At 53.6% G+C, this 22,524-nt stretch carries 7 protein-coding genes; 5 read left to right on the top strand and 2 right to left on the bottom strand.

All coding sequences use genetic code 11. The annotated features are described in order from the left end of the window. Nucleotides 1–82 precede the first annotated feature (82 nt). Both ACZ5BW_RS09615 and ACZ5BW_RS09610 read right to left on the bottom strand, forming a co-directional pair. Nucleotides 83–1,315: an efflux RND transporter periplasmic adaptor subunit gene (locus tag ACZ5BW_RS09615; RefSeq protein ID WP_464543685.1), complete on the bottom strand. Its 1,233-nt coding sequence runs from the start codon at nt 1,313–1,315 to the stop codon at nt 83–85. Next, the gene (locus ACZ5BW_RS09610) at nt 1,309–2,697 is read right to left on the bottom strand and encodes an efflux transporter outer membrane subunit (protein WP_464539328.1); all 1,389 of its coding nucleotides are present in this window, start codon (nt 2,695–2,697) and stop codon (nt 1,309–1,311) included. The genes ACZ5BW_RS09615 and ACZ5BW_RS09610 overlap by 7 nt, the downstream gene beginning before the upstream one ends. A gap of 149 nt (nt 2,698–2,846) precedes the next feature. On the opposite strand from ACZ5BW_RS09610, the gene ACZ5BW_RS09605 reads away from it, so the two are divergent. The 5 genes from ACZ5BW_RS09605 (at nt 2,847) to ACZ5BW_RS09585 (ending at nt 22,500) form a co-directional block, all read left to right on the top strand. Next, nucleotides 2,847–3,356 carry an RNA polymerase factor sigma-70 gene (locus tag ACZ5BW_RS09605; RefSeq protein ID WP_464543684.1) on the top strand — a complete coding sequence of 170 codons (510 nt, stop codon included), beginning with the start codon at nt 2,847–2,849 and terminating at the stop codon, nt 3,354–3,356. A 152-nt stretch (nt 3,357–3,508) separates the two neighbouring features. Next, on the top strand, nt 3,509–3,724 hold the full coding sequence (locus ACZ5BW_RS09600; protein WP_464539326.1) for a FecR/PupR family sigma factor regulator: 216 nt from the start codon (nt 3,509–3,511) through the stop codon (nt 3,722–3,724). A gap of 335 nt (nt 3,725–4,059) precedes the next feature. Next, nucleotides 4,060–11,901 carry a SpvB/TcaC N-terminal domain-containing protein gene (locus ACZ5BW_RS09595; protein ID WP_464539324.1) on the top strand — a complete coding sequence of 2,614 codons (7,842 nt, stop codon included), beginning with the start codon at nt 4,060–4,062 and terminating at the stop codon, nt 11,899–11,901. A gap of 12 nt (nt 11,902–11,913) precedes the next feature. Beyond that, nucleotides 11,914–12,273, top strand: coding sequence for a hypothetical protein (locus ACZ5BW_RS09590; RefSeq protein ID WP_464539322.1), 360 nt, complete (start codon nt 11,914–11,916; stop codon nt 12,271–12,273). A gap of 108 nt (nt 12,274–12,381) precedes the next feature. Beyond that, complete coding sequence (locus ACZ5BW_RS09585; RefSeq protein WP_464539320.1) at nt 12,382–22,500, top strand: Tc toxin subunit A-related protein; 10,119 nt, start codon at nt 12,382–12,384, stop codon at nt 22,498–22,500. Nucleotides 22,501–22,524 lie beyond the last annotated feature (24 nt).

Below are 22,524 nucleotides of genomic sequence, written 5' to 3'. Positions count from 1 at the left end.
AAACTCACGAATGGATCCTTCCCTTGGCCAAGAGGTGGGCATAACGGATGGAATACAGAACAGTGGGGCATAAAAGCTTCGCTCATCGCGTGCTGCCCTGCGTTGTCGTCTCCAGACCGGTCTTTTTGAGCTTCGGCTCCAAAGTCACAATCTCGGCGCTTACCTTCATTCCCTCCACTGGAACCTCGATTCTCGATATGACCAGCCTGTTCCCCGCGTTCAACCCGCTTTTAGCGAGAATGCGATCGGGCTCACGGCGCAAAATTTCTATACGGCGGATATGCAGGCGGTTTTCCGCATCGACGAGTAACACCTCCTGGGAGGCATTGACGGCGCCCGGCGGCAATACAAACACATCGGCCTGTTCCCGTCCTTCGATCTCGGCCTTTACAAACAAGCCGGGTATGAGCGGGGGCTGGCCTGGCTCGACCTTATAAGGATTCCGTACCTCGGCAACGGCGTGGAGGAGTCCCGTTTCCTCATCCAGCGCGCCCTCTGTCCGGATAACGTGCCCCTCCCAACGGTGAGTGACACCGGCAAACTCTCCACTCAAGATGACCCTCGGCCCCCTTTCTGCCTTGTTGTTCCTATGGTCGAGCAGGAGATCGAGGTATGCGAATTGGTCGGTCGCCAAAGGCAGGCGTATCTGGGCAACATCGGTCGCATAAAGGCGGGCCAGTTTTTCTCCAGGTTGAACGTATTGACCAAGACCGATGCGCATGTTGCGCACACGCCCGGCAAATGGCGAGCGCCACTCGCAGCGGCTTCGCTGCAGGCGGGCTTTTACCATGTCTGCCTGCGCTGCCTTCAGTTTTGCGCGTGCCTCTGCCAGTTGCGGCTCGCGCATGGTCAAAGGCGAGGGCATTCCCTCTCCCAGAACCTGCCATTCCTGGCGCGCTTGTTCCGCCTGCGCCTCTTCCATGGCGACCTGGCGCTCCGCCTCGGCGATGCGGGCGTGTGCCTCGGCAATCGCGTGATCATAGTCGCGAGTATCGATCATCATCAGGATATCGCCCGCCTCAAAAAATCCTCCGGCGGCCAGGCTGGGATGAAGTCGAACGATCTGACCCGCTACCTCGGGGACGAGATCGATCTCGGTACGGGGCACGACCACACCCTGTGAACGGATATTCAGCCTGATCGTTTGTGGAGTTGCCTCGATTACCCGTACCATTGGTATTCCGCTATCCGGCAATTCGGATTTCAGTGATGGCCGATGAACAGCAATCGCCCACGAAATACTGATGCCGGCCAGCACGACAAGAACGGGGATGATGATTTTGAGCATGCTCTTGCTTGCCAGTTGTTTCAGCACGCCTCGCAAATGCTGCCTCCTAATGCCAGGTAAAGATTGATTCGGTTGCTCAGAAGCTGGCGCTTGACAGAAAGATGGGCGCTCTGGGCATTGAGGGTGCTGCGGTAGCTATCCAGCAGTGTAAGAATTTCGATATACCCATGTTGATAGGAATAGACTGCCAGTTTTCGGCTGGCTTCGGTTTGCTCAACTGCATTTCTCAAGGCTTTTTCTTCCTTCCGTAGCCACTCGTCGGCTGCCAGCGCCTGTTCCACTTCCCGGAAAGCATTGAGTGCCGTGTCCTTGTACAGATTAAGGGCCTGCTCGGTCTGCGCCTTGTCAAGTTCGATCTGGCCCCGGATGCGCCCCCCCGTGAATACCGGTTGCGCCAGCCCGATGAGCACGTTCCATGCGAGAGCCCTGGGATCCACCAATTCGGTCAGTGCTGGACTGCGCATTCCTCCGGCGGCAGTCAGGGCAACACGCGGCAGCAGTAATTTTCTCGTGCTCTGCAGACGGGAGTCGGCAGCCAGCAAACGATCATAGGCAGCGACGAGGTCCGGTCGTCTTTCCAGCAATTCCGAGGGCAACCCGGCTGGCATATCGGGGGGAAGCTCAGGCAGTTCCGCAGTCGCCGTCAACTCGGCTTCCGGATAGCGCCCCAGCAGCACTTGCAGCCGGCGTGCAATGATCTGAACCTGGTTGCGTGCCTGGGTAAGCTCAGCCTCCGCATTGGCAAGGTCGGTGAGGGCCAGGCGCACGTCTAGCGCTTTCGTCAAACCGCGGGCGAAGCGCCCACGCACCAGGTCGACAATAACGCTTCGGTCCTTTACTGACCGCTCCCCCACTGCTGCTTGCAGCCTGGCTTCGGCAAGCTCAAAATAACTCTGCGCCACCCGTGCGGCCAGAGACAAGCGCGCGCCTTGAAAATCGGCTGCGGTCGCATTCGCCTCTCTTATTGCTGCCTGCTGGAAGTCGCTTATCCGTCCCCACACATCCAGCTCCCAGCTCAGGCTGAACAATGTTTCAAACACACTGAATCGAGCCGAACCGAATCCCTCCTCGCGGATTTGCGTATATTGGTAATCCGGGGCAAAGAGCAGTTGTGGCCATCGGCTTGCACCGTCTATGCGCGCCTGGGCCACCGCAGCTTTTACCCGCGCCGCCACAGCCTTCAGTTGATAATTATCCGCCAGGGCGCTGTTAACCAGGGCGCTCAGATTAGGATCACCAAAAGCTTCTACCCAGTTTTCCGGGGTCGGCTGTGGAGTCCCTTTATCCGCCGCCCATCTGGCTGGGAGTGCTGCGCCTGCATCTCCAGGATTTCTCAGTGGAGATGTTTTGCAACCGCCAATTCCGGCGAGGGAAATCGAAACAATTATTATCGCAAATATCCTGGGCATTTCGGTTCAAGCCGATCCAAGAAGGGAGGATATTCGCAATATCCTTCGGGACCGGAAGTTGATCCATATTGTAAAATAGAAATTGCTATATGATAATAAGAATAGTTCTCGTTATTGTTATTATTATATGCTTTCTGTGGAGATGCGTGATGATTGTCGAAGAGCAGGTTGAACTGAGCGAAGTTTTCATGGCTCATCGGTCCCAGTTACGCTGGGCGGCGCTCAAGATTCTCGGTAATTCCGAGCGGGCGGAGGACGTGGTGCAGGATGCATATCTCAAAGTATCGGAAGCAGCAGCAGTATTCCATGTCAAGCAGCCTGTGGCCTACCTGTTCCAGATGGTCCGCAATCTTGCCATCGATCATCATCGGCGCATTTCATTCGAATTGAATCTTTTCGAGGGCGAAGACAACGGGCTGCATGTGCCATCTCACATCGGAATGCCTGAAGCCACGGTCATCGGCCGCGAACATCTGAAACTGGTTGCAAAAGCAATATCGGAACTTCCGGAGCGGACGAGGCGCGCTTTTGAACTCCATCGTCTGGAAGGGCAGACGCACCGTGCCATCGCTGCCGAGCTGGCTATTTCGACATCCCTGGTGAATATCCTGATCCACGAGGCAATAGACCACTGCCGCGCCGCTCTCCAATCCACCTAATCACCCCACTTGATTGCTGGCAGCTTGATCACTGCCCGCCACCTCACGGCACCTGCACAGCGGTATCCGCTATACTTGTTTCGGGGTAAGTTTAAAACCGCGAAAAAATCGATGAATTCGAAGATTCATCGGGGGAACATCAAGGTGAGACCGTGGCGAATTCCGAGGACCAGGATTCGGATCAGGTGTGGCATACAGCAGTCGAGTGGGTGATACGCGAGCACGGGTCACTCAACCCCGCTGAACGGGAAGAGCTGATCGGTTGGCTGAACATGAATCCTGCGCATAGAAAGGCCTACGACGAGGCCTTCCGCCTCTGGCTCATCACCGGTCTTGTTCCACCCTTTGAACCGCCTTCCGAGGATTGAGTACGAAGAAGTAATACTCGCTTTGTTTAATAACGAAGTAATCTTGGTCTGGTCTCTGCGCTTAGCGTGTGGAACACCTTGCTGAAAAATCTGATGGACGGATGACACATCGTCCACGTGGTTTCCCACGTGGATTGCCCAAGACCTTCTCTGCCTTTATCAGCATAATCCCCCAATCTTCCTGGTGACCTTTGGCTTTTCCAAACAATTTTAACTTTTTTACATTTTCAAGCGAAAAGTCCACTATATTTTAAATCGTGCCCTTGTAATCCAAGTAGGCACGCCAGCTGTCGATGAGTCCGTTTACATAGCGTAAAGCTCAATCGGAGTGTGATATGGTGGGAAACGAGCTCGGGAAGGAGACTGAAAAAAGCGCCTCGAACGCTGAGACTTCTCCGTTTTCTGCACCTCAGATCAATTTGCCAAAGGGCGGCGGAGCGATCCGGGGCATCAATGAGAAATTTGCAGCAAATCCTGTTACCGGTACCGGTTCACTCAGTGTTCCCATTGCAATAAGCTCGGGGAGGTCTGGATTTGGACCTCAGCTATCTCTGACTTATGATTCTGGCTCCGGGAACGGTATTTTTGGGCTGGGCTGGAGCTTATCCTTGCCCTCTATAACCCGTCGAACGGATAAGGGTATCCCGCAATATCGAGACGGTGAAGAATCGGACATCTTCATCCTGTCGGGCGCTGAAGATCTCGTCCCAGTCTTCAAGAATAGCGACGGTAGATGGACTGCAGATGAGTTTGAGCGTGAGGGCTATCGGGTAAAGCGGTATCGGCCGCGTATCGAAGGGCTGTTCGCACTGATCGAGCGTTGGACCTCCTTGAGAGGGGATGGGGTTCACTGGCGCTCGATCTCGAAGGACAACGTCCTGACGGTTTATGGGTTCGACTCCAATTCACGCATTGCCGATCCAGAAAAAACCGACCATGTTTTCAGTTGGCTTATTTGCCGAAGCTACGATGACAAAGGCAATGCCATTGTTTATGACTATGGTGCGGAGAACGACGCCGACATAGATAAAACAAAGGCGAGCGAGCGCAACCGAACAAGATGTGCAAACCGCTATCCAAAGCGCATCCGCTACGGCAATCGAGTACCCCTTCTTCTTGACCCCAGCACCCCAAGCTTTCGCCTTTCTCACGTTCAACCCCACGATCTTGATGAAGCAAAATGGATGTTTGAGGTCGTGTTCGATTATGGTGATGGCCGTTATTGCGAAGATCAGCCGGACGATTCCGGCCGGGTTTTTGCTCGAGCCGATATCAACCCTGACCGTCCCTGGCCGGCTCGACAAGACCCTTTTTCTTCTTACCGCTCGGGTTTTGAAATTCGCACCTACCGCCTATGCTGCCGGATATTAATGTTTCATCACTTCCCTGAGGAACTCGGCACAGAATCCTGCCTGGTGCGGTCCACAAGTTTTCATTATCTTCAAAAACCGACGGGCTCCTTTATTACTCAAGTTTCACAGTCAGGCCATAAGCTTCAGGAGGATGCGCGCTACTTGACCCGATCTCTGCCTCCGCTTGATCTGTCCTATACCGCAAGTCCGCTCGAAGATCCGGATTTCCATGAATACCAGATCGCGGAAGTCAATGAAGAAAGTCTCGCCAATCTACCAGGTGGAATCGACGGCAATAACTATCGCTGGGTGGATCTCGATGGAGAGGGAATTTCGGGCGTTCTTACCGAACAAGGAGACGCGTGGTTCTACAAGCCCAATCTCGGCGACGGGCATTTCGGGGCCACCCAAACCGTAAGTTCTCGACCTTCGCTCGCCGCCTTGAATGGCGGGACCCAGATGTTGATGGATGTGGCGGGCGACGGCAATCTTGATCTCGTCAGCTTGTCGCCATTTTCTCCGGGGTTCCATGAGCGGACCCACGACGCGGGATGGGAAGGGTTTCGAGCTTTCCTTTCATTACCTGTCAGGGACTGGAGCAGTCCCAATCTTCGGTTCGTCGATTTGACTGGCGATGGTGTTGCTGATGTTCTCGTCACTGAGGACGACATCCTGACCTGGCACCCGTCCTTGCTCAAGGAAGGTTTTGGGGACGGCGTGCATGTTCGTATGCCTGCCGAAGAAGAGAAAGGCCCACGCATCGTTTTCGCTGATGGAGAGCAATCCGTTTATCTGGCGGATATGTCAGGCGATGGCCTATCCGACATATTGCGTATTCGTAACGGCGAAATCTGTTATTGGCCTAACCTGGGGTATGGCCGGTTTGGCGCCAAGATCCATATGGATAATGCGCCACGCTTCGACGAGCCAGACCTTTTCGACCAAAGCCGAATCCGGCTAGCCGATACGGATGGGTCGGGAACATCAGATATTTTGTACTTGGGCGAAGACTGCATTAAGGTCTTTCTCAACGAGACGGGCAACGGCTGGAGCAGTGCGCGGCGACTTCGCCGGTTTCCCCCGGTTGACGATGTCGCGTCAATCATGGTGGTCGACTTTCTGGGGCACGGCACTGCCTGCCTTGTCTGGTCTTCGCCGCTGCCACGGGAGGCTGGACGGCAACTCCGGTATATCGACCTCATGTGCGGACAAAAGCCGCATTTGCTAACAAGTGCTGCCAATAATCTCGGAGCAGAGACTCGCGTCGAATACGCGTCTTCTACAGAATTCTATCTCGCAGATAAGAAAGCCGGAACCCCATGGGTGACCAAGCTGCCTTTTCCGGTCCACGTCGTTACTCGTGTCGAGACATATGACTATGTGAGCCGCAATCGCTTCGTCACTCGCTATACCTATCACCACGGTTTTTATGACGGGATTGAAAGAGAGTTTCGTGGCTTCGGGCGGGTCGATCAGCTCGATACTGAGGAATTCGCCGCCTTGACTGAAAGCGGCAAATTTCCTTTTTGCGACAATATTGATGCCTCTTCCCATGTACCGCCGGTTCTCACAAAAACCTGGTTCCACACCGGAGCCTATCTCCGGGATGAACGCATCTCCCTGCACCTTGCCCATGAGTACTATCGTGAAGGAACGGGAAAGTATGGGAAAAGCAGATTAAGTCGGGAGCAGATCGAGGCAATGCTGCTCGACGATACCATTCTTCCGAAACATTTAACGGCAGAAGAGGCTCGCGAGGCCTGCCGGTCACTAAAAGGGGCGATGTTACGGCAGGAGGTCTACGCCCTGGACGGAAAGGAAGAATCGGAGCGGCCCTATACGGTGACCGAGAGCAATTACACGATTCGAACATTGCAATGCAAGCGGATTAATCGTCATGCCGTTTTTTTTACTCATGCTCGTGAGTCCCTGAGCTTTAATTACGAACGCAAACTCTACGAGATCAATGGACGCAAACACGCCGATCCAAGGGTTTCGCATACTCTCACACTGGAAGTCGATGATTACGGCAACGTGCTGAAATCTGTGGTCATCGCTTATGGACGTCGGTTTCCAGACTGTTCCCAGCTGCTCACGGACGCGGATCGCGAAAAACAGGGGCAGACTCATTTAACCCTGACGGAAAACGATTACACGAATGCAGTCAGGCAGCACGACGCTTATCGCGCGCCGCTTCCTGCCGAATCGCGCCTCTATGAAATTGTTAAAGTAAAACCAGCGAATAATCTCGAAGGCATTACCAGTCTTTTTCGTTTCCGCGAATTTGCCGATAAGGTGTCACGGGCGAGCGATGAATTGCACGATCTTCCGTTTGAGGATTGGCACGCGAAAGACGCGATCGGCCCAGGGCCTTATCGGCGCCTACTCAAGCAAAGCCGCACTCTTTACCGAAGCAACCAGTTGGACCGGTTGCTATCTGTGGGCGCTCTCGAATCCCTGGCGCTCCCCGGCGAGAGTTATAAGTTGGCGTTTACGCCAAGCTTGCTGGCAACCGTCTATATCCGTAATAGCGGGGACCAGCCTCCCAAGGTATTACTACCCGACCCTCCTGCTGTTTTAGGCAGCCAGGCAGGTGATGGCGGGGGCTATGTGGATCTGAATGATGAGGAGTGTTGGTGGGCTCCGAGCGGCAAGGTATTTTTTGATCCTGATCCCCATGTCGATCCGGGCAGCGAGCTGGATTACGCCATCAAACACTTCTTCCTGCCGCGCCGGTACGAAGATCCCTTCAGGAATAGCAGCACTATCGAGTTTGATATCCACGACTTGTTGACCGTCCGTACCACCGACGCGGTGGGTAATACGGTGAGCGCAGACAACGACTATCGCGTTCTCCAGCCGAAGCTTGTTACCGACCCCAATGGCAATCGGTCTGAAGTGGCTTTCGATACACTCGGCTTAGTTGCTGGCTCCGAAATCATGGGCAAGGTCACGGAAAACCTGGGGGATTCATTAGCGGAATTCCACGCGGACCTCACACGAGCCGAGGTCGACCAGTTCTTTGCAGGTCCAAAAGCACGTTCGTCTTCCGAACTGCTTGGCAAGGCTACGGCGCGTATCGTCTACGACCTGGACCGTTTCTACCGAAGCCGAAGGGCATACCCAGATAATTCGGAAAAATGGCTGCCAGGCTTCGCCGCAACAATCGCTCGCGAAACTCATGTAAGTGATCTGCCGGATGGGGAGCATTCAAAAGTCCAGGTCAGCTTCAGCTATTCAGATGGCTTTAGCCGTGAAATTCAAAAGAAGATTCAGGCGGAACCAGGACCGATCATCGACGGGGGAAACGTAGTTGATTCGCGCTGGGTCGCCAGTGGCTGGACCGTCTTCAACAACAAAGGCAAACCGGTTCGCCAATATGAGCCATTTTTTGATGATACCCACGATTTCAGGTTCGGCAATAAGGCAGGTGTAAGCCCGATTCTATTCTACGATCCGCTCGCCCGCGTAGTCGGTACCTTAAACCCGGACCATACATGGCAAAAAGTAGTGTTCGATCCCTGGCGCCAGGAAACCTGGGATGTCAACGATACGGTACTTGTAGGAGATCCTAGGAAGGATTGCAATGTTGGTGACTTTTTTTGCCGCCTGCCCGATACGGATTATTTGCCCACATGGTACGAGAAGCGTGCTTCAGGTGCTCTCGGCAAGCATGAGCAGGAAGCTGCCCACAAAACCTCGGTCCACGCCAGTACCCCCAGCATCGCCTATTCCGACTCCCTGGGTCGCGTGATTCTTACCGTCGCTCACAATCGCTTCAAGCGTAGCGATAGTCCCGTAGACGTGTTGCCGACGGAAGAGTTTTACGCGACGCGATCACTTCTGGATATTGAAGGTAATCAGCGCGAGGTCATCGATGCTCTGGATCGCGTCGTGATGCGCTATGACTACGATTTGCTTGGCAGCCGAATCCATCAAGCGAGCATGGAGGCGGGAGCGCGGTGGCACTTGAACGATGCTATGGGCAAATCCATTTTCGCCTGGGATAGCCGTGAGCATCAATTCCGCATCGCCTATGATCCCCTGCGCAGGCCAACAGACTCGTTCCTCCGTGAAGGCGAAAATGCGGAGCTACGGATTGGGCGAACAGTGTATGGTGAAACACAGCCTAATCCGGAATCAGGCAACCTGCGCGGCAAAGTCGTGCAAGTCTTCGATCAGGCGGGCCTCGTTACCACTGACGACTATGACTTCAAGGGCAATCTATTGCGCAGCCAGCGCCAGTTGCCCCGGGAGTACAAGAAGGCTTTGGATTGGTCCGCCGCCGTGCCGCTGGAAGAGGCATTATACACGAGCCACACACGTTACGATGCGCTGAGCCGCCCAACCGAGCTCATCAGTCCGGACCAGAGCGCAGTCCGGCCCGTATACAACGAAGCCAACCTGCTGGAACGAGTCGAAGCCAACTTGCAAGGGTCCGGTACCGTAACTCCATTTATCACCAATATCGATTACAACGCCAAGGGCCAGCGAATCCTGATCGACTACGGGAACGGTGCGCGAACAAACTACAAGTACGATTCGCTCACCTTTCGCCTGGCTCATCTCCTTACAAGCCGCAATTTGGCCGCCTTTCCTGACGACTGCCCAAAACCCCCGCCTTCCAATTGGCCTGGTTGCCAGCTTCAAAATATCCACTATACATACGACCCGGCGGGCAATATCACTCATATTCGTGACGACGCTCAGCAGGCGATTTATTTCCGCAACCGTCGCGTCGACCCGAGCAATGACTATTCCTACGACGCTATCTATCGTCTGATCGAAGCAACCGGGCGCGAGCATCTAGGCCAAGCGAGCGGTCCTCCCATTCCTTATAGCTACAAAGACGAACCACGCATCGGCTTGCTCCAGCCCGCCGATGGTAATGCGATGGGGAGGTACAAAGAGCAATACCTTTACGACGCCGTGGGCAATATCCTCGCCATGCAGCATCACGGTAATGACGCGGCACAGCCGGGTTGGAAGCGCACCTATTCGTATACAGAAACCAGCCAATTGGAAGCCGGCAAGCCGAGTAACCGGTTGAGCAGTACCAAGATCGGAGCAACGACTGAATCCTATTGCTATGACGGTTCAGCCGGCTTGCATGGCAATATCACGGGCATGGCCCATTTGCCACTGATGCAGTGGGATTACCGGGACCAGCTTCAAGCCACCGCAAAGCAGATCGTGAACGATGGCGTTCCGGAGACGACTTGGTATGTCTATGACGCCGCCGGGGAGCGTGTGCGGAAGGTGACCGAAAGCCGAGCTAGGGCAGGGGAAACGCCAATGCGGTCAAAGGAGCGTGTCTATCTAGGTGGTTTCGAGATTTACCGCGAATATGAAAATGACGGCGAAGCTGTCAATCTGGAGCGAGAGACGCTTCACATCATGGATGAGAAGCAGCGTGTGGCTTTGGTAGAAACCCGAATACGAGGTGATGACGATTCACCTGCTCAACTTCTACGCTATCAATACGCCAACCATCTTGGTTCGGCCTGTCTCGAATTGGACGGCCAAGCACAAATTATTTCTTACGAGGAGTACAGTCCCTTCGGCGGTTCGACATACCAAGCTGCGCTTGGCCATATCGAAACCCCTAAGCGATATCGCTATACGGGAAAAGAACGAGATGAGGAGAGCGGCCTTTATTACTACGGGGCACGATATTGCGCTAATTGGTTGGCGAGGTGGTTAAGTCCTGATCCGAAAGGAATGATTGATAGTACGAACCTCTATGTTTATGTCCGCAATAGTCCGTTAAGTTTTACTGATTCTACCGGAACTCAGTGTGACCCCAGCACACAATCGTGTATAGACCCGAGTGCGCCAACTCTGCGGGAGGAACAAGAACAAAGGAGTATTCCCGAAGAGCACCCACTGGAGTCGCGACAACAGCCTGCTCCTTCAGGTCAGACTTATTCTCAATATCATCGCCGAGTTTTATCTGGGGCTGAGTCTGAGTATATAAATGCGTTGGTATCTCGCCGCAATTGGCCCGAACCCGGTGAGGGTAACAACGGCGGAGAAAGAGTTTCAATTCTCGGTTCCCTTTTTCCCGCGCATCTTACCGGTGCGTTGAGGCCCCAATACGAACCTGCGCTAAGGGGGTATCCCGCATTGCAGAGATTTCAGGCAAGTGTGGAGCGCGAGATTATCAGTGGAAGTGCCCACGCAACACTTGCTACCGGGGCCGGGGGTTTGGCAATTGCTGCCCTTCCGGAGACGGTGATGGTCGCCGGAGCGGCAAGTAGGGTGGTTCCACCGAAGGTGTGGTTTGGCTTAGGGCTGCTAGAGCTGACTCAGGCTAAGAACGAGAACGATCCTCATCTCTTCTTTGGAATACTGGGCGTGGCTGGAGGGATTGGCGAAGGTGCACTGTTAGCGCCGGAGACTGCCGCAGCTGAGGAAATCTCAGGCACTATCTCCGAAATTCGGATAGCGCCATTTAATCCCAGTGGATCACGGACAAATTGCGTTAATTGCGTCACTTCATTTCTCAATAGCGTTCAAGAAGGTGAGCTAGTAACAGCCAGCGCAAACGCGGCCGAGAATTTAGGTAGCATCGCGAGGGCGAATCAACAAATCGCTTCTCAGACTGGCGGGCGCTTCGGCCAGGTACAGTTCAACACATTGGCTACCACACGAGCAAGACAATTCTATGTCGTTTACCCAGGAACGAGTACTATCGAAGCCCAACATGTAATGATCGGAATAAATAATCGTGGGGTAACCATGTTGTACGACCCCCAGACGGGTGCAAAGATCTTCGATACTGCAAGTTATGGAAATTTTGTCGCCTACCCGATAGCGTTTTAGGAATAAATAGCGATGCCAAAACTAAAGGTAGCGAATGAATTGATCGATTGGTGGACTCTTGGAATGAATCGAGAATGGGCAGGTTGCCGGTTAACTAAAGATTTCATCTTCGACGCCGGTGTAGAGATCCTTACTACTGAGAGCCTCTGGCAAATCGAAAACACCCTTCCATGGTCCGATGTCAGGGTGCTGGGTTTGCTAATGGACAAGCAGACAGTAGCAGCCTTCTTCGAAGGGATAGAGGGAGTCACATTATTGCGGCAGCGAATTGCGTGGTTAATTTGTTTTCAAGGTGAGTTGGTTTGCAGTATCAGGCAGGCGAGATCGACCACTTTGTACCCGGAGTTCCCAAGTGCAAGTGCGAACGATTAAAGAGCATATGGCTAAAAAACTTCGAAAGCGAAATCTAGATAAGCTAGATAAGCGAAATCAAAACAGGGTTAAGGGTTATAAAATACATCAAAAGAACGGATTAGCTCTATGGCAAATCTCATCATCATCCGTCTTCATCCAGACAAGCCCATCAAAGGTTCGGATTTCACGAACTACTTAAATGGGCTGAAAATCACCGCCTATGACCTTTACACTGGCGATCCCAAGGTTGGAACGAAAATTGGCGAAGCCGATTATTTGCCGCCGCCCAATCCTGCCAATCCATGGGTTCCCGATCCTGCTACACGCATCGTTCAGCATTACACCAATCCACCTTTTCCACCTTTTCCACCGGTTCCCGAAGCTATCGCAACAGCGGTAATCGAAGCGAGCTTGCTGCCCACCGGTTATAAGGAATACAGTCTGCCGGATTTGCGAATCGAGATCAGCCGAAGCGGAACGGTAATCTCGGACAAAAATTTCTTTTACGACGTTGTGACAGTGCCCGGGCTGGTTCCGGCAACGACCGTATTCCCCACCTTGCCAGCCGAGCAGGTTGGCATCTACCTCAAGCTTCCACGTCCAGTGTCAGCAGGGCTGACGGCTCTGGATATCAACGACGACGGCTCGCCACCGAATTACAAAACCCTGACTGATGCAGTAAATGCAATATTAAATGCTGATGAGCAAACCACGCCCCCTGCAGTTTTGGGTCATCTGACGCCGGAGCAGGCACGGCACATTGCGTACGAAATCATTTGGGGCCAGGGGGATCCTCTTCCGTTGCCGCCTTCAAAGGATATTCCTTTTGGCTGGGATAACATTGGCGCTCTTTATTCCCTCGAAGTGAATGATGGAAGCACGACAAGCCCTCTCGAGCAGAAGCGAATGCAATTTGAGGGTGACCTGAACAGTCATTATTCCACACGCAACGCTAAGGTCGACAGGCTGGCCCGCTTCATATATGCGGCAAGTACAGCAGTTGCATGCGAAGAGATGAGCACGAAGGCGAAATCCGCCTTGCTTCAGTTTCCGGTCAATCCGGGGCAAACCGGCACGCAGATCACAGTCAGTACCACCGCAGTCGTGCTTATTGATAGTGCAAACGGCCCGCTCGTGCCTGCATTTCAGGTTCCTGCCGAGTATTTCTACGTCCTCGGTGCGCACCTGCCGCTGCAAATGGGAGCAGATCAGCGATTCCTCCTCGCCTCCCGGGACAATCAGGAGCATCTTCTGCCCACTCTTACTGCTGCAGTTGATGATGTAACGATTAGCCCAATGCCGGCAATTAATCCTGCACAGGCAGTGCGAAGGCTTACCGCCCTTGCTCCCGTATCATCGACCGTCGCGCCGCCATGCGAACTTGACGGACCAATTCTTCCATTAATAAACGATTGGCTTGCCTTTCCGGGTGCTGCCGACTGGCGTGCTTATCGACCGGGAGATGATTTTGTCAAATTCTGGCAGCCTGAGCTTGTGGCCCAGCCTTTCTCTTATCTTCAATTAGTTCTCCGGGCACTGACCGGCAACCACAAGCCGCTGATCAACGCGATACTTGCGATTCCAGTTGGTTCAGTATCGCAGCTGGCAGCGCTGCGAGAAAACGACTGGAAAAACTTGTTCGGAATACCGCCCAGCAACCTCGCCCTCCTGCCGCCTTTCACAGCGCCCGGGACCCCGGAGGCGCGAGTCGCAGCATTTATCCGCCACGCTCAAAAGTTTTTCCAGGTGCAGCCCTCGCCGCCGGCCATTTCCCCTATCACCGGGGACGCACCTCCCGGTCTGGATCCTCCATCGGTTGACGTAATAGCGCGATTCGTCTCCAGCTATGGAGGTGCTTTCATTTTCGGTGCCGGCCCGCTTAACGAAGCAACGGTTAGTACAGCGGTACAAGCTGTCTTTCCGGGCGATCCCAGCGCTCAATCCTGGCTGAATCAGAGAGTGCATGTCATCAATGACCTCTGTGAAGTAGCCGGTGTTGCATCAAATGTCACGCCACCTGCGCCGAGTCTTGCCTTTTCAATGGCTGAAGCTCTCTATGCTCGCGGTTTTGCTAGCGCCGCGGATATCAGGGCGCTCAGCCAGGCAGATTTCACCGACGCTCTGCGTGGCACAGTGGTATTTGCGCAAGCTGCCAGTATTTATGCGAAAGCAGGCGCTGTCGGGTTGCCGCCTCCGCCGGCTCCCGGGCCCTTTCAACCGGTCAATCCCGGCTCACTGGTCAATTGCATTCCTCCCTGTTACCTGTCTCCGCTGGGTCCTGTTGAATATCTGCACGAGTTGCTCAATCTCTCGGAAGCCTCGAACTGCAAGGATCCATTCGCTCCTCCCCCTGCTGGAAAACAAAAATTAGGTGACGTTATCGCCGGGAGGCGGGGTCCGTTAGGCAATCTCGCCGTGACCGAAGCAAACGCTGAGACCCAGCTTCCGCTGATCGATATCGTGAATGAAAACCTCGAGTATTTAGTTGCAACCCTTCCCGCCTCAACTGGAGTCGTTTATGACACAGCCGTTGACAAGGTAAGCGGCCATGCTCTTTGCGCGCCTGATACAAAGCATTCAGCTGCCTGTCATGACCCCTCCAGGCTGCTCGAAGCGGTCCCGGAACATTCATCTCCGGCGACACCTGTAGCTCAGCCTGGCGCCTACGAGAAGCTCAAGCTGGATTTCTCTTCCCCCACATTATCCTATTCTGAACCACTCGATATCTGCCGGACATATCTGGACCATTTCCGGACTTGCCGTTACGAAGTCATGCGTACGTTTAGGCAGGATATTACCGAATTCACGCTTGACCCCAGCCTGTCTGCCCCTGTATTTCAAAGCCATTTATGGCGCTATCCCGTGCGCATCGATATAGCGATCGAATACTTGGGGATCAATCGCGAAGAATATAATTTGCTCTTCACCAAGGATATTGTAGATGTTCCGACGCCCGGACAGCTCGTCCTTTATGAACTGTACGGTTTCGACGATCCCAAGCCGGGGGGAGTTGACTGGTTCACCGTCGTTTTGTTGATCCCCGAGTTTCTCAAGCGTACCGGGCTCACCTATTGCGAACTGGTGGAGCTGCAAAAATCCCGCTGCTTCGAGTTCATTATCATTAGGAGGCAGCAAAATATCCCGCGCGCTACTGAAGGTCAGAACGAGAATGCTCTGCCCGATTGCGAACCTTGCTGCCTGGAAGATTACTGGATATGGTTTACCAACCCTCAGGATCAGAAAGAAGCGCTCAGGAAGCTGATCGTGTTTCTACGCCTTTGGCGAAAGCTTCAGAGCGTGTGCGGAGCAAGGTACACATTTTCGCAACTCTGTGACATCTGCGAGATCCTGAAGCTGTTTAATGGGGCAACGATAAATCCGGAGTTTATCCGCCAGCTTGCTGCGTTTCAAATACTTAAGGACCGGCTCAAGCTCAAGCTGACGGATGGAACAGTCAGTCCAGGAACTCATGGTGCCGACCGCACCCATATTCTCGCTCTCTGGATTGGTACAGGCGCAGCAAAGTGGAGCTGGGCGGTCGGGCATCTTCTCGATCACATTCAGCATCTTGCAAAGATACGACACAAGAGCCGCGACCGTTCCCCGCACTTTATCAAATTACTGATTGCCAATCTCGATCCGCTGTCCGTTCTCGCCGGGTTCGACCCAGCCATACCCTCCGATACCTGGCACGCTCGGCCTACGAATACCCTTCGTTTTGCCGAAATCCTGGCAAAGATTTATGCGTCTCCCTTTGGTATCGGCGAAATTCTCTATCTCTTCACATCGGATGAGCATCTGGGAGGCGATGACCCGTTCCCTCTTCAGGATGCGAACGAGGCCTCCGGCGATCCACTTGGAGTGCCGGACGATGAGCGCGAGTACGGATTGTCAGCGTTGCGGCGCAAACTATTATCGGTCGAAGTGACAGAAGAGCAAGAACGTGAGTGGAGTTGGCGTCGTATAGAAGCTGCGATTCGAGATGAACTGGGATACGAAGTGGCCCCTGGCGGAAGCGATTATCTGACTTCGCTGGGACGACATTTCTTTCCGACAGTCCTGGAGCATTCGGGCACGCCCGTTGCAGTTAAAGATCGCCAGTATAGGGTCGGTCTTGCCGCCTCCTCATCGGATATGTGGAACATACCACCGGACGGGCCTTTTCATTTTGATACCGCAACCAATGAGTTATGGATACAGCTACCCCTGAGGGACGAGGCAGTTATTAGAAAACTTGAACACTTGCGCCCGCTGGATGCCCAGGAGCGGCAGGCGGTCCAGAACCTGTACTACAGCCCAAGGGTGGATCTGGCGCCTTTCGCCTGTTTTTTTCCGAGTCTTGCCGCCGCTGAGAAACACCTGATAGAGGAGCAAGACGAAGAGCGACGCTGGAACTGGTTCCGCAGGCACTTTGTTCAGGCATACAGGCGTTGTCACGTAATTACCGAGCATCTTGTTAAACATGTTGCGGCGCAAACCGAGTGTGAATGGGAAGATGCTAAGACAACAGCATGGTTGATCCTGAAGCGCTTGTTTGCCGATGAGAATCGGGCAGTGACGACTTGGGAAGATGATTCAGGCGCTGTGCCTGCGTTGACGTGGAAACCGAATCCCAGCGGGGGGGCTTTTGCCGCTCTCTTGGGGATTGGCGGAACAGGTCTTTTAGGTCAGATCAGGCGGGCAGACAACAACCTGGCTTCGCGGGAGGTGCGGGGCCCCATGAGCGCCTTCGGTCATGAGAAAAATGAACTCAATGCTCCAGCCCCGACCGTTTTACCCGCAATGGATGCGACCCTGACTTCTGATCAGCTCAGATTTGTGGAACTGCGTAACGGGTTCGCGGTTCAAGACGAGCGGGGCAGGCAGTTGGGGGGCGCGGAAAGCTTTTCCGTCAACTGGTCCGGAGTACTGCTTGTCGACGAAGAGGGCGAGTACCGGTTTAAGGCCGGTGCGCCAGTTCCGGAGGGTGAAGAACCCGACCTCGAGCGTGCCGAACATTGCAAATGGCGGTTGATGCTTAATCGAGGACAAAAAACCTGGATGGTACTGAGTCATCATTGGTCGGGTGAGCACGGGCTGGTGGAATCTACTCTCTCGCTGAAACGTGGCGCATACGGAATCACCATAGAGTTTGTTCAGCCGCCGCCAGATTTTTCGGGCGTCGATGACATTTATCCGCAACATACAGGTTTCCAGGTGAAATATTCGGGGCCAGATACAGGCTGTCGGATGGAAACATTGCCGTTGAAGCGACTTTTTCGTGATTTCAAGGATGAGGCGCTTGATGTTGGGATCGAATTTCCGAAAGACAGTGTTGCCCAGCTTTTCCTGAAACTGCAGTATGGCAGTACGCTGCGTGACATTCGACGCACATATCAACGCGCCTTCAAAGCCTTGCTGTTTGCATCCCGGTTCGAGCTCTCCGGTCGTCCGTTGAGGCAGTACCGTCAATCTGAGTTGGGTTATCTGCTCGATCATCCCGACTTGTTTGTCGGGCTGAGCTACTACCGCAACCCTGCAGCGTTTTCACGGCACGCAGCAAATTTCGATTTCAACCTTCTGCCATTGCTGGACCTGTATCAGCCGCCGTCAATCGGTCAAGATCAGAGAGTCAAGCCTTCACCCAAACGGGAGCAGGCTTTGTTCGACTGGTGGGAGCGCATTTTCGACTACACTCGAATGCGGCAAGATAGGGAAAAAGCCAGAGAGTACCCCGTGTGGCTCCTCTTCGAAGAGGCCTCTACAAAGCAGCCGGACAACCCGGCCCAGCTATTGCGCCACCTAGATATTGACTTGCGCCACGCCAGCTTGGTTCTGAGCTATTTCACAAGCCAGGTTGCTGCGGTTTACAAAGTATCAAGCGGTAATTTGGAGGACGATCGCTGGGCGGTTCGGGTCTGGCACGGGGATCAATGGATCCGCCACCTTCTGCGTCACTTTTCACCCCATGATATCCGCCTCGCTCGGACCGATCTTTGGGCTTCTGATGACCCCGGTAGTCTTGTAGCAGGTGAGACAGAAACAGGTGACGAGAACCTGTCGCGTTTTTTACTGGACGCCTGTTTTGAGAACGGGGAACCGCGGCGATACAAGGATGTGAAGCAGCTTAATGACTGCTTGCGGGAACGCTCCAGATCAGCACTGATCGCTTATCTGTGCGGAATGAATCGTGTATCACTTCCATGGGGTGGAAGCGCCAAGTCAGCCAAGGATTTGAGTGCATTGCTCTTGCTCGATGTGGAGGCGGGTTGTTGTGAAAGAGCAAGCCGGATCGAAGAGGCCATTACGGCGGTACAGACTTTCATTCGTCGTGCCCGGCTTGGACTCGAGCCTCAGTGGATTGTCTCTTCAGATTTCGTGCATTTATGGAAACACGAATTCGAGCTCTTCCAGGTCTGGGAGAAGTGCAAATGCCGCTCACTCTACAAGGAAAATTGGGTCGACTGGAATGAGTTGCGCAAAGCACGAAAGATCGAGGCGTTTCAATTCCTTGAAGCTGAGTTGCGACGTTCCAGTTTGACGATTGCTGTTCCAGGCGGGCTGGAATACTGGCCAGATAACCTCCCGCCTGTGCATCCCGCGGTCAAGCTTTTACAAAAGCGCGAACCCTCTGCACTGCGACTGCTAGATCCGCCGCGCGAGGGGCTTGGTATATTAGGGACACCGGAACGGGACGTCCGCCCTTCATGGTTGGCCCCGGCCATCGCCGATGAAGGAAGAGTGGGATTACCTGGCTCAGCCAATGCGAATGCGGCTGGCGTGCTATCTTCTACTACATTCGAAAATGCTGAAAAGTTGCCTTTCTGGATTCAGGCAGCGATCCGGCTGGGCGCCAAATTTTTCCGGATTGCTGCAGGGGGTGTGGCCCCGGCAGCAACCGAATTCCACCCCAGCGACTTTCATGAAGAACCGGTGTGCTGTAATGAGTGTGGTTGCGAGCACCCGCCACTTGTGGACGAATACTACTTCTGGCTGGTTGGCTCGCAGATATATAACGAAGCATCTAATCAGGATGAATATTACGATTCCACGGTACAAGCATCCGTACCTTGGCATGACGCGAAACAACTACCGATGCTGTTGGACTGGAAGTCGGTCTCCGCTGTAAGACTGGCATGGTGTCGTGTGCACAATGGGGAATTCAAGCAGCCGCGGCGCTCGGACGAGTATGTGCAGATAACTCTGGGCAGCACCCCGGATCTGATCTATCTCGGAAGACTCGGAGATTCTCTCAAATTCTCGGTTGCCGGAGGCGCCATACCCACCGGATACAATGGAACCGATCTTCCAGGTTTTCGTTATGACCTGGCAACAGATTCTTGTATTTCGCTTCCCATGGTCGCCGATCCTCCAGCAGCTCCCAGCCCTTATCCCGCCGGACTTCCTGCCTACCCGTATTTTGTATTTGTTGAACCTGGCGATAAGCTCTTTCCCGGCTCCCTGTTCAGTCCTGTGGTTTCCGTCGCCGGCGTCCTACGCTGTCACTGTCGATTTGAGTCTGCCCTGAAATGGTATCAGCTGGCTTTGAATCCCCTGGCTGTTGATAACGCCTGGGTCCACTGTTTCGAAGATATCCCGCCTCCTGGTGTGCCGGACGTTTCGGTTCCCGTCGCATCCGACCTTGGGTCACAGCGTGTATTCAACCCACCACCACAGATGTGCTGTGACAGCACCCTCATCTCACGCGAGGTGGCACTTAATCGTGCAATTCTCCTGCATTATTTGGAGACGCTGGTGGAGTGGTCAGAAGCATTGATGCGGCAGAATTCCAGCGAATCGGCTCAGCAGGCACGTCTTGTTTTAGACACTGCCGAGATGATCCTTGGCCCATGCCCACGTACAGTCATGAATCATGAACCGCCGAAAAAACAGACTGTGGCGACGTTTGTGCCCCTAATTCCGTCCCTCAATCCTCGCCTGATGCAAGTGTACTGTCACGTTAGTGAGGGTCTGGCGCTGGTTCATCGATGCTTGACAGATGCCCGATTGCGCAACAATACAGTGGAATGTCGGACGCCCTATTGGGGACAGGAACCCTGTAACTGCGGGCCTTTAGGTCATCACTGCGGGTGCGAATCGATGGAGGAACCGTGTTGCGATGAGGAATGGTGCCATCCCCACAGTCCTTATCGTTTTGTCTTTCTGCTACAAAAAGCACAGGAGGCGGCAGCGAAAGTTCACGAACTGGGCGGTGCACTTCTATCGGCATTCGATCGAGGCGATGCTGAGTACTTGGCCTCTATGCGGGCACGACATGAGGAACAGCTGGCTGACATGACGATCAAGGTGCGCCAGGATCAATGGCGGGAAGCGGATTGGCAGGTCAAGGCTCTTGGAAAAACGAAGGAGGTTAGCCAAACAAACCGGCGCTATTACAAGCAACTCATCGACGTTGGACTCAACAATGGCGAACTGAACTACCAGAGCAACACCGATTCATCAGTCAACTTGCGCTCATCGGCCATTCCGGTCGAGGCAACTGGCGAAGTCATGCGCCTGATACCCGACTTGTTTGTAGGATTTCCTTGCGAAGAAACTTGGCTGCCACTCGGCACAAAGCTCGGGGAGATGTTTCAAGCAATCGCTCGTATTGTGAATGAATATGCCGAAATTGCCGGTATCAATGGATCCCTCGACTTAACTCAAGGAGGCTGGCAGCGCCGGTTGGACGAATGGGTCCACCAGGTTGAGATATTGGACATCGAAATCGAGCAGATCGAAGTTCAAATCCTCGGCGCTGAGCGGCGAAGGAGTCAGGCATTGGAAGAGCTGAACATTCAACAGCGTCAACTCGAACAATCGCGCGAAATGATGGATGCGCTTCGCGATAAGTTTACCAATCATGAGCTCTACCTCTATCTTCAAAAAGAGACAGCAGCGCTTTACTGGAGGATGTATGAGTTAGCGCGACATTTGGCACTACAGGCGCAAAAGGCATTCAACTTTGAGCTGGGGTATACCAAGAGGAATTTTCTAGGCTGCGAGGATTGGGATAACCTTCGCGAGGGATTACTAGCAGGGGAGCGGTTGCAGCTGGCGTTGCAGCGGATGGATAGTGAATATATTGATTGCAACCGCCGGGAATACGAACTCACGAAGCACATATCGCTCGTCTTGCATTTTCCGCTTCAGTTCCTCCGGTTGAAAATCACAGGCATCTGTGAAATCGAAATTCCCGAGTGGATGCTGGATGTGGATTACTCGGGGCAATACATGCGGCGAATCAAGAGCGTGAGCTTAACTATCCCCTGTGTCACGGGCCCGTATACTGGCGTGCATTGCCGCCTTACTTTACTTAGTAGCCGGACAAGGGTGGATCCTTGTCTGCCATGTCCGGTTACAGAGTGCTGCCATGAAAGACAGGGCGGACCTTGTGGATGCCGTCATGAGCTCCACGAACATTATGAAGCACATCCAGGCGATCAGCGACTGATTAAGCATTATGGTGCTCGCGAGGCTATCGCTACATCGTCTGGCCGCAATGATTCCGGGCTGTTCGAGCTGAATTTTCGTGATGAGAGGCATCTACCCTTTGAATTCTTCGGTGCGATAAGCTGCTGGCGAATTGAACTTCCGGCGGAAAATAATTACTTCGACATGGATAGCCTTACTGATGTGGTAATGCACATGAATTACACATCGCGCGAAGGCGGGGATGCATTGAGAGACGCTGCCTGGGCAAGCGCCCGCAAGAAATTGCCCGGCAATGGCTGGATATTGATGGATCTGCGAAAAGACTTTCCCGACGCTTGGGAACTGTTCCGACGTTCGCGCAAGAATCGGGAATGCGAGCGTGCCATGACTATGAAAGTAACGCGTAAACTATTCCCCTTTTTACCGGGGGACCCCGCTATCAAGGTCACCAAGCTAGCTGTTTTGTTCGAGGTAGAGGAGCGTTGTAAGCATTCCTGTCCAGAAATCAGTAGTTGCCCTTGCGCTCATGAAGATATCGAGGGAGGTTACTTGGTTGAGATAACCATCGATCATCCTGACGAAGACGTTGACGATACTGATGAAGTCGAGATCACATGTGTGTCAAGCGTAGATTGGCCGAAGCTTTATCATGGGGTTGGCGAGGTAGACATCGGCCCGATCGATAGATGTCACGAATGTCACTCTCTTTTCTTGACATTTGTCGACTTGCCCTGCGAACTCACGCGAGCATTTTTATTGTGCCGATATGAGGTAATCGAGGAGTGCTGCGAGACTGTGCGATACGTCAAGGAACAAGCCCCTGCCTGCTAACACGCTTTCAGAACGTGGAGGTCA

The organism is Nitrosospira sp. TNL300 (assembly GCF_055385915.1).
Note: the sequence above shows the minus strand (reverse complement) of the source record. Positions and strands in the feature narration are given on the sequence as shown.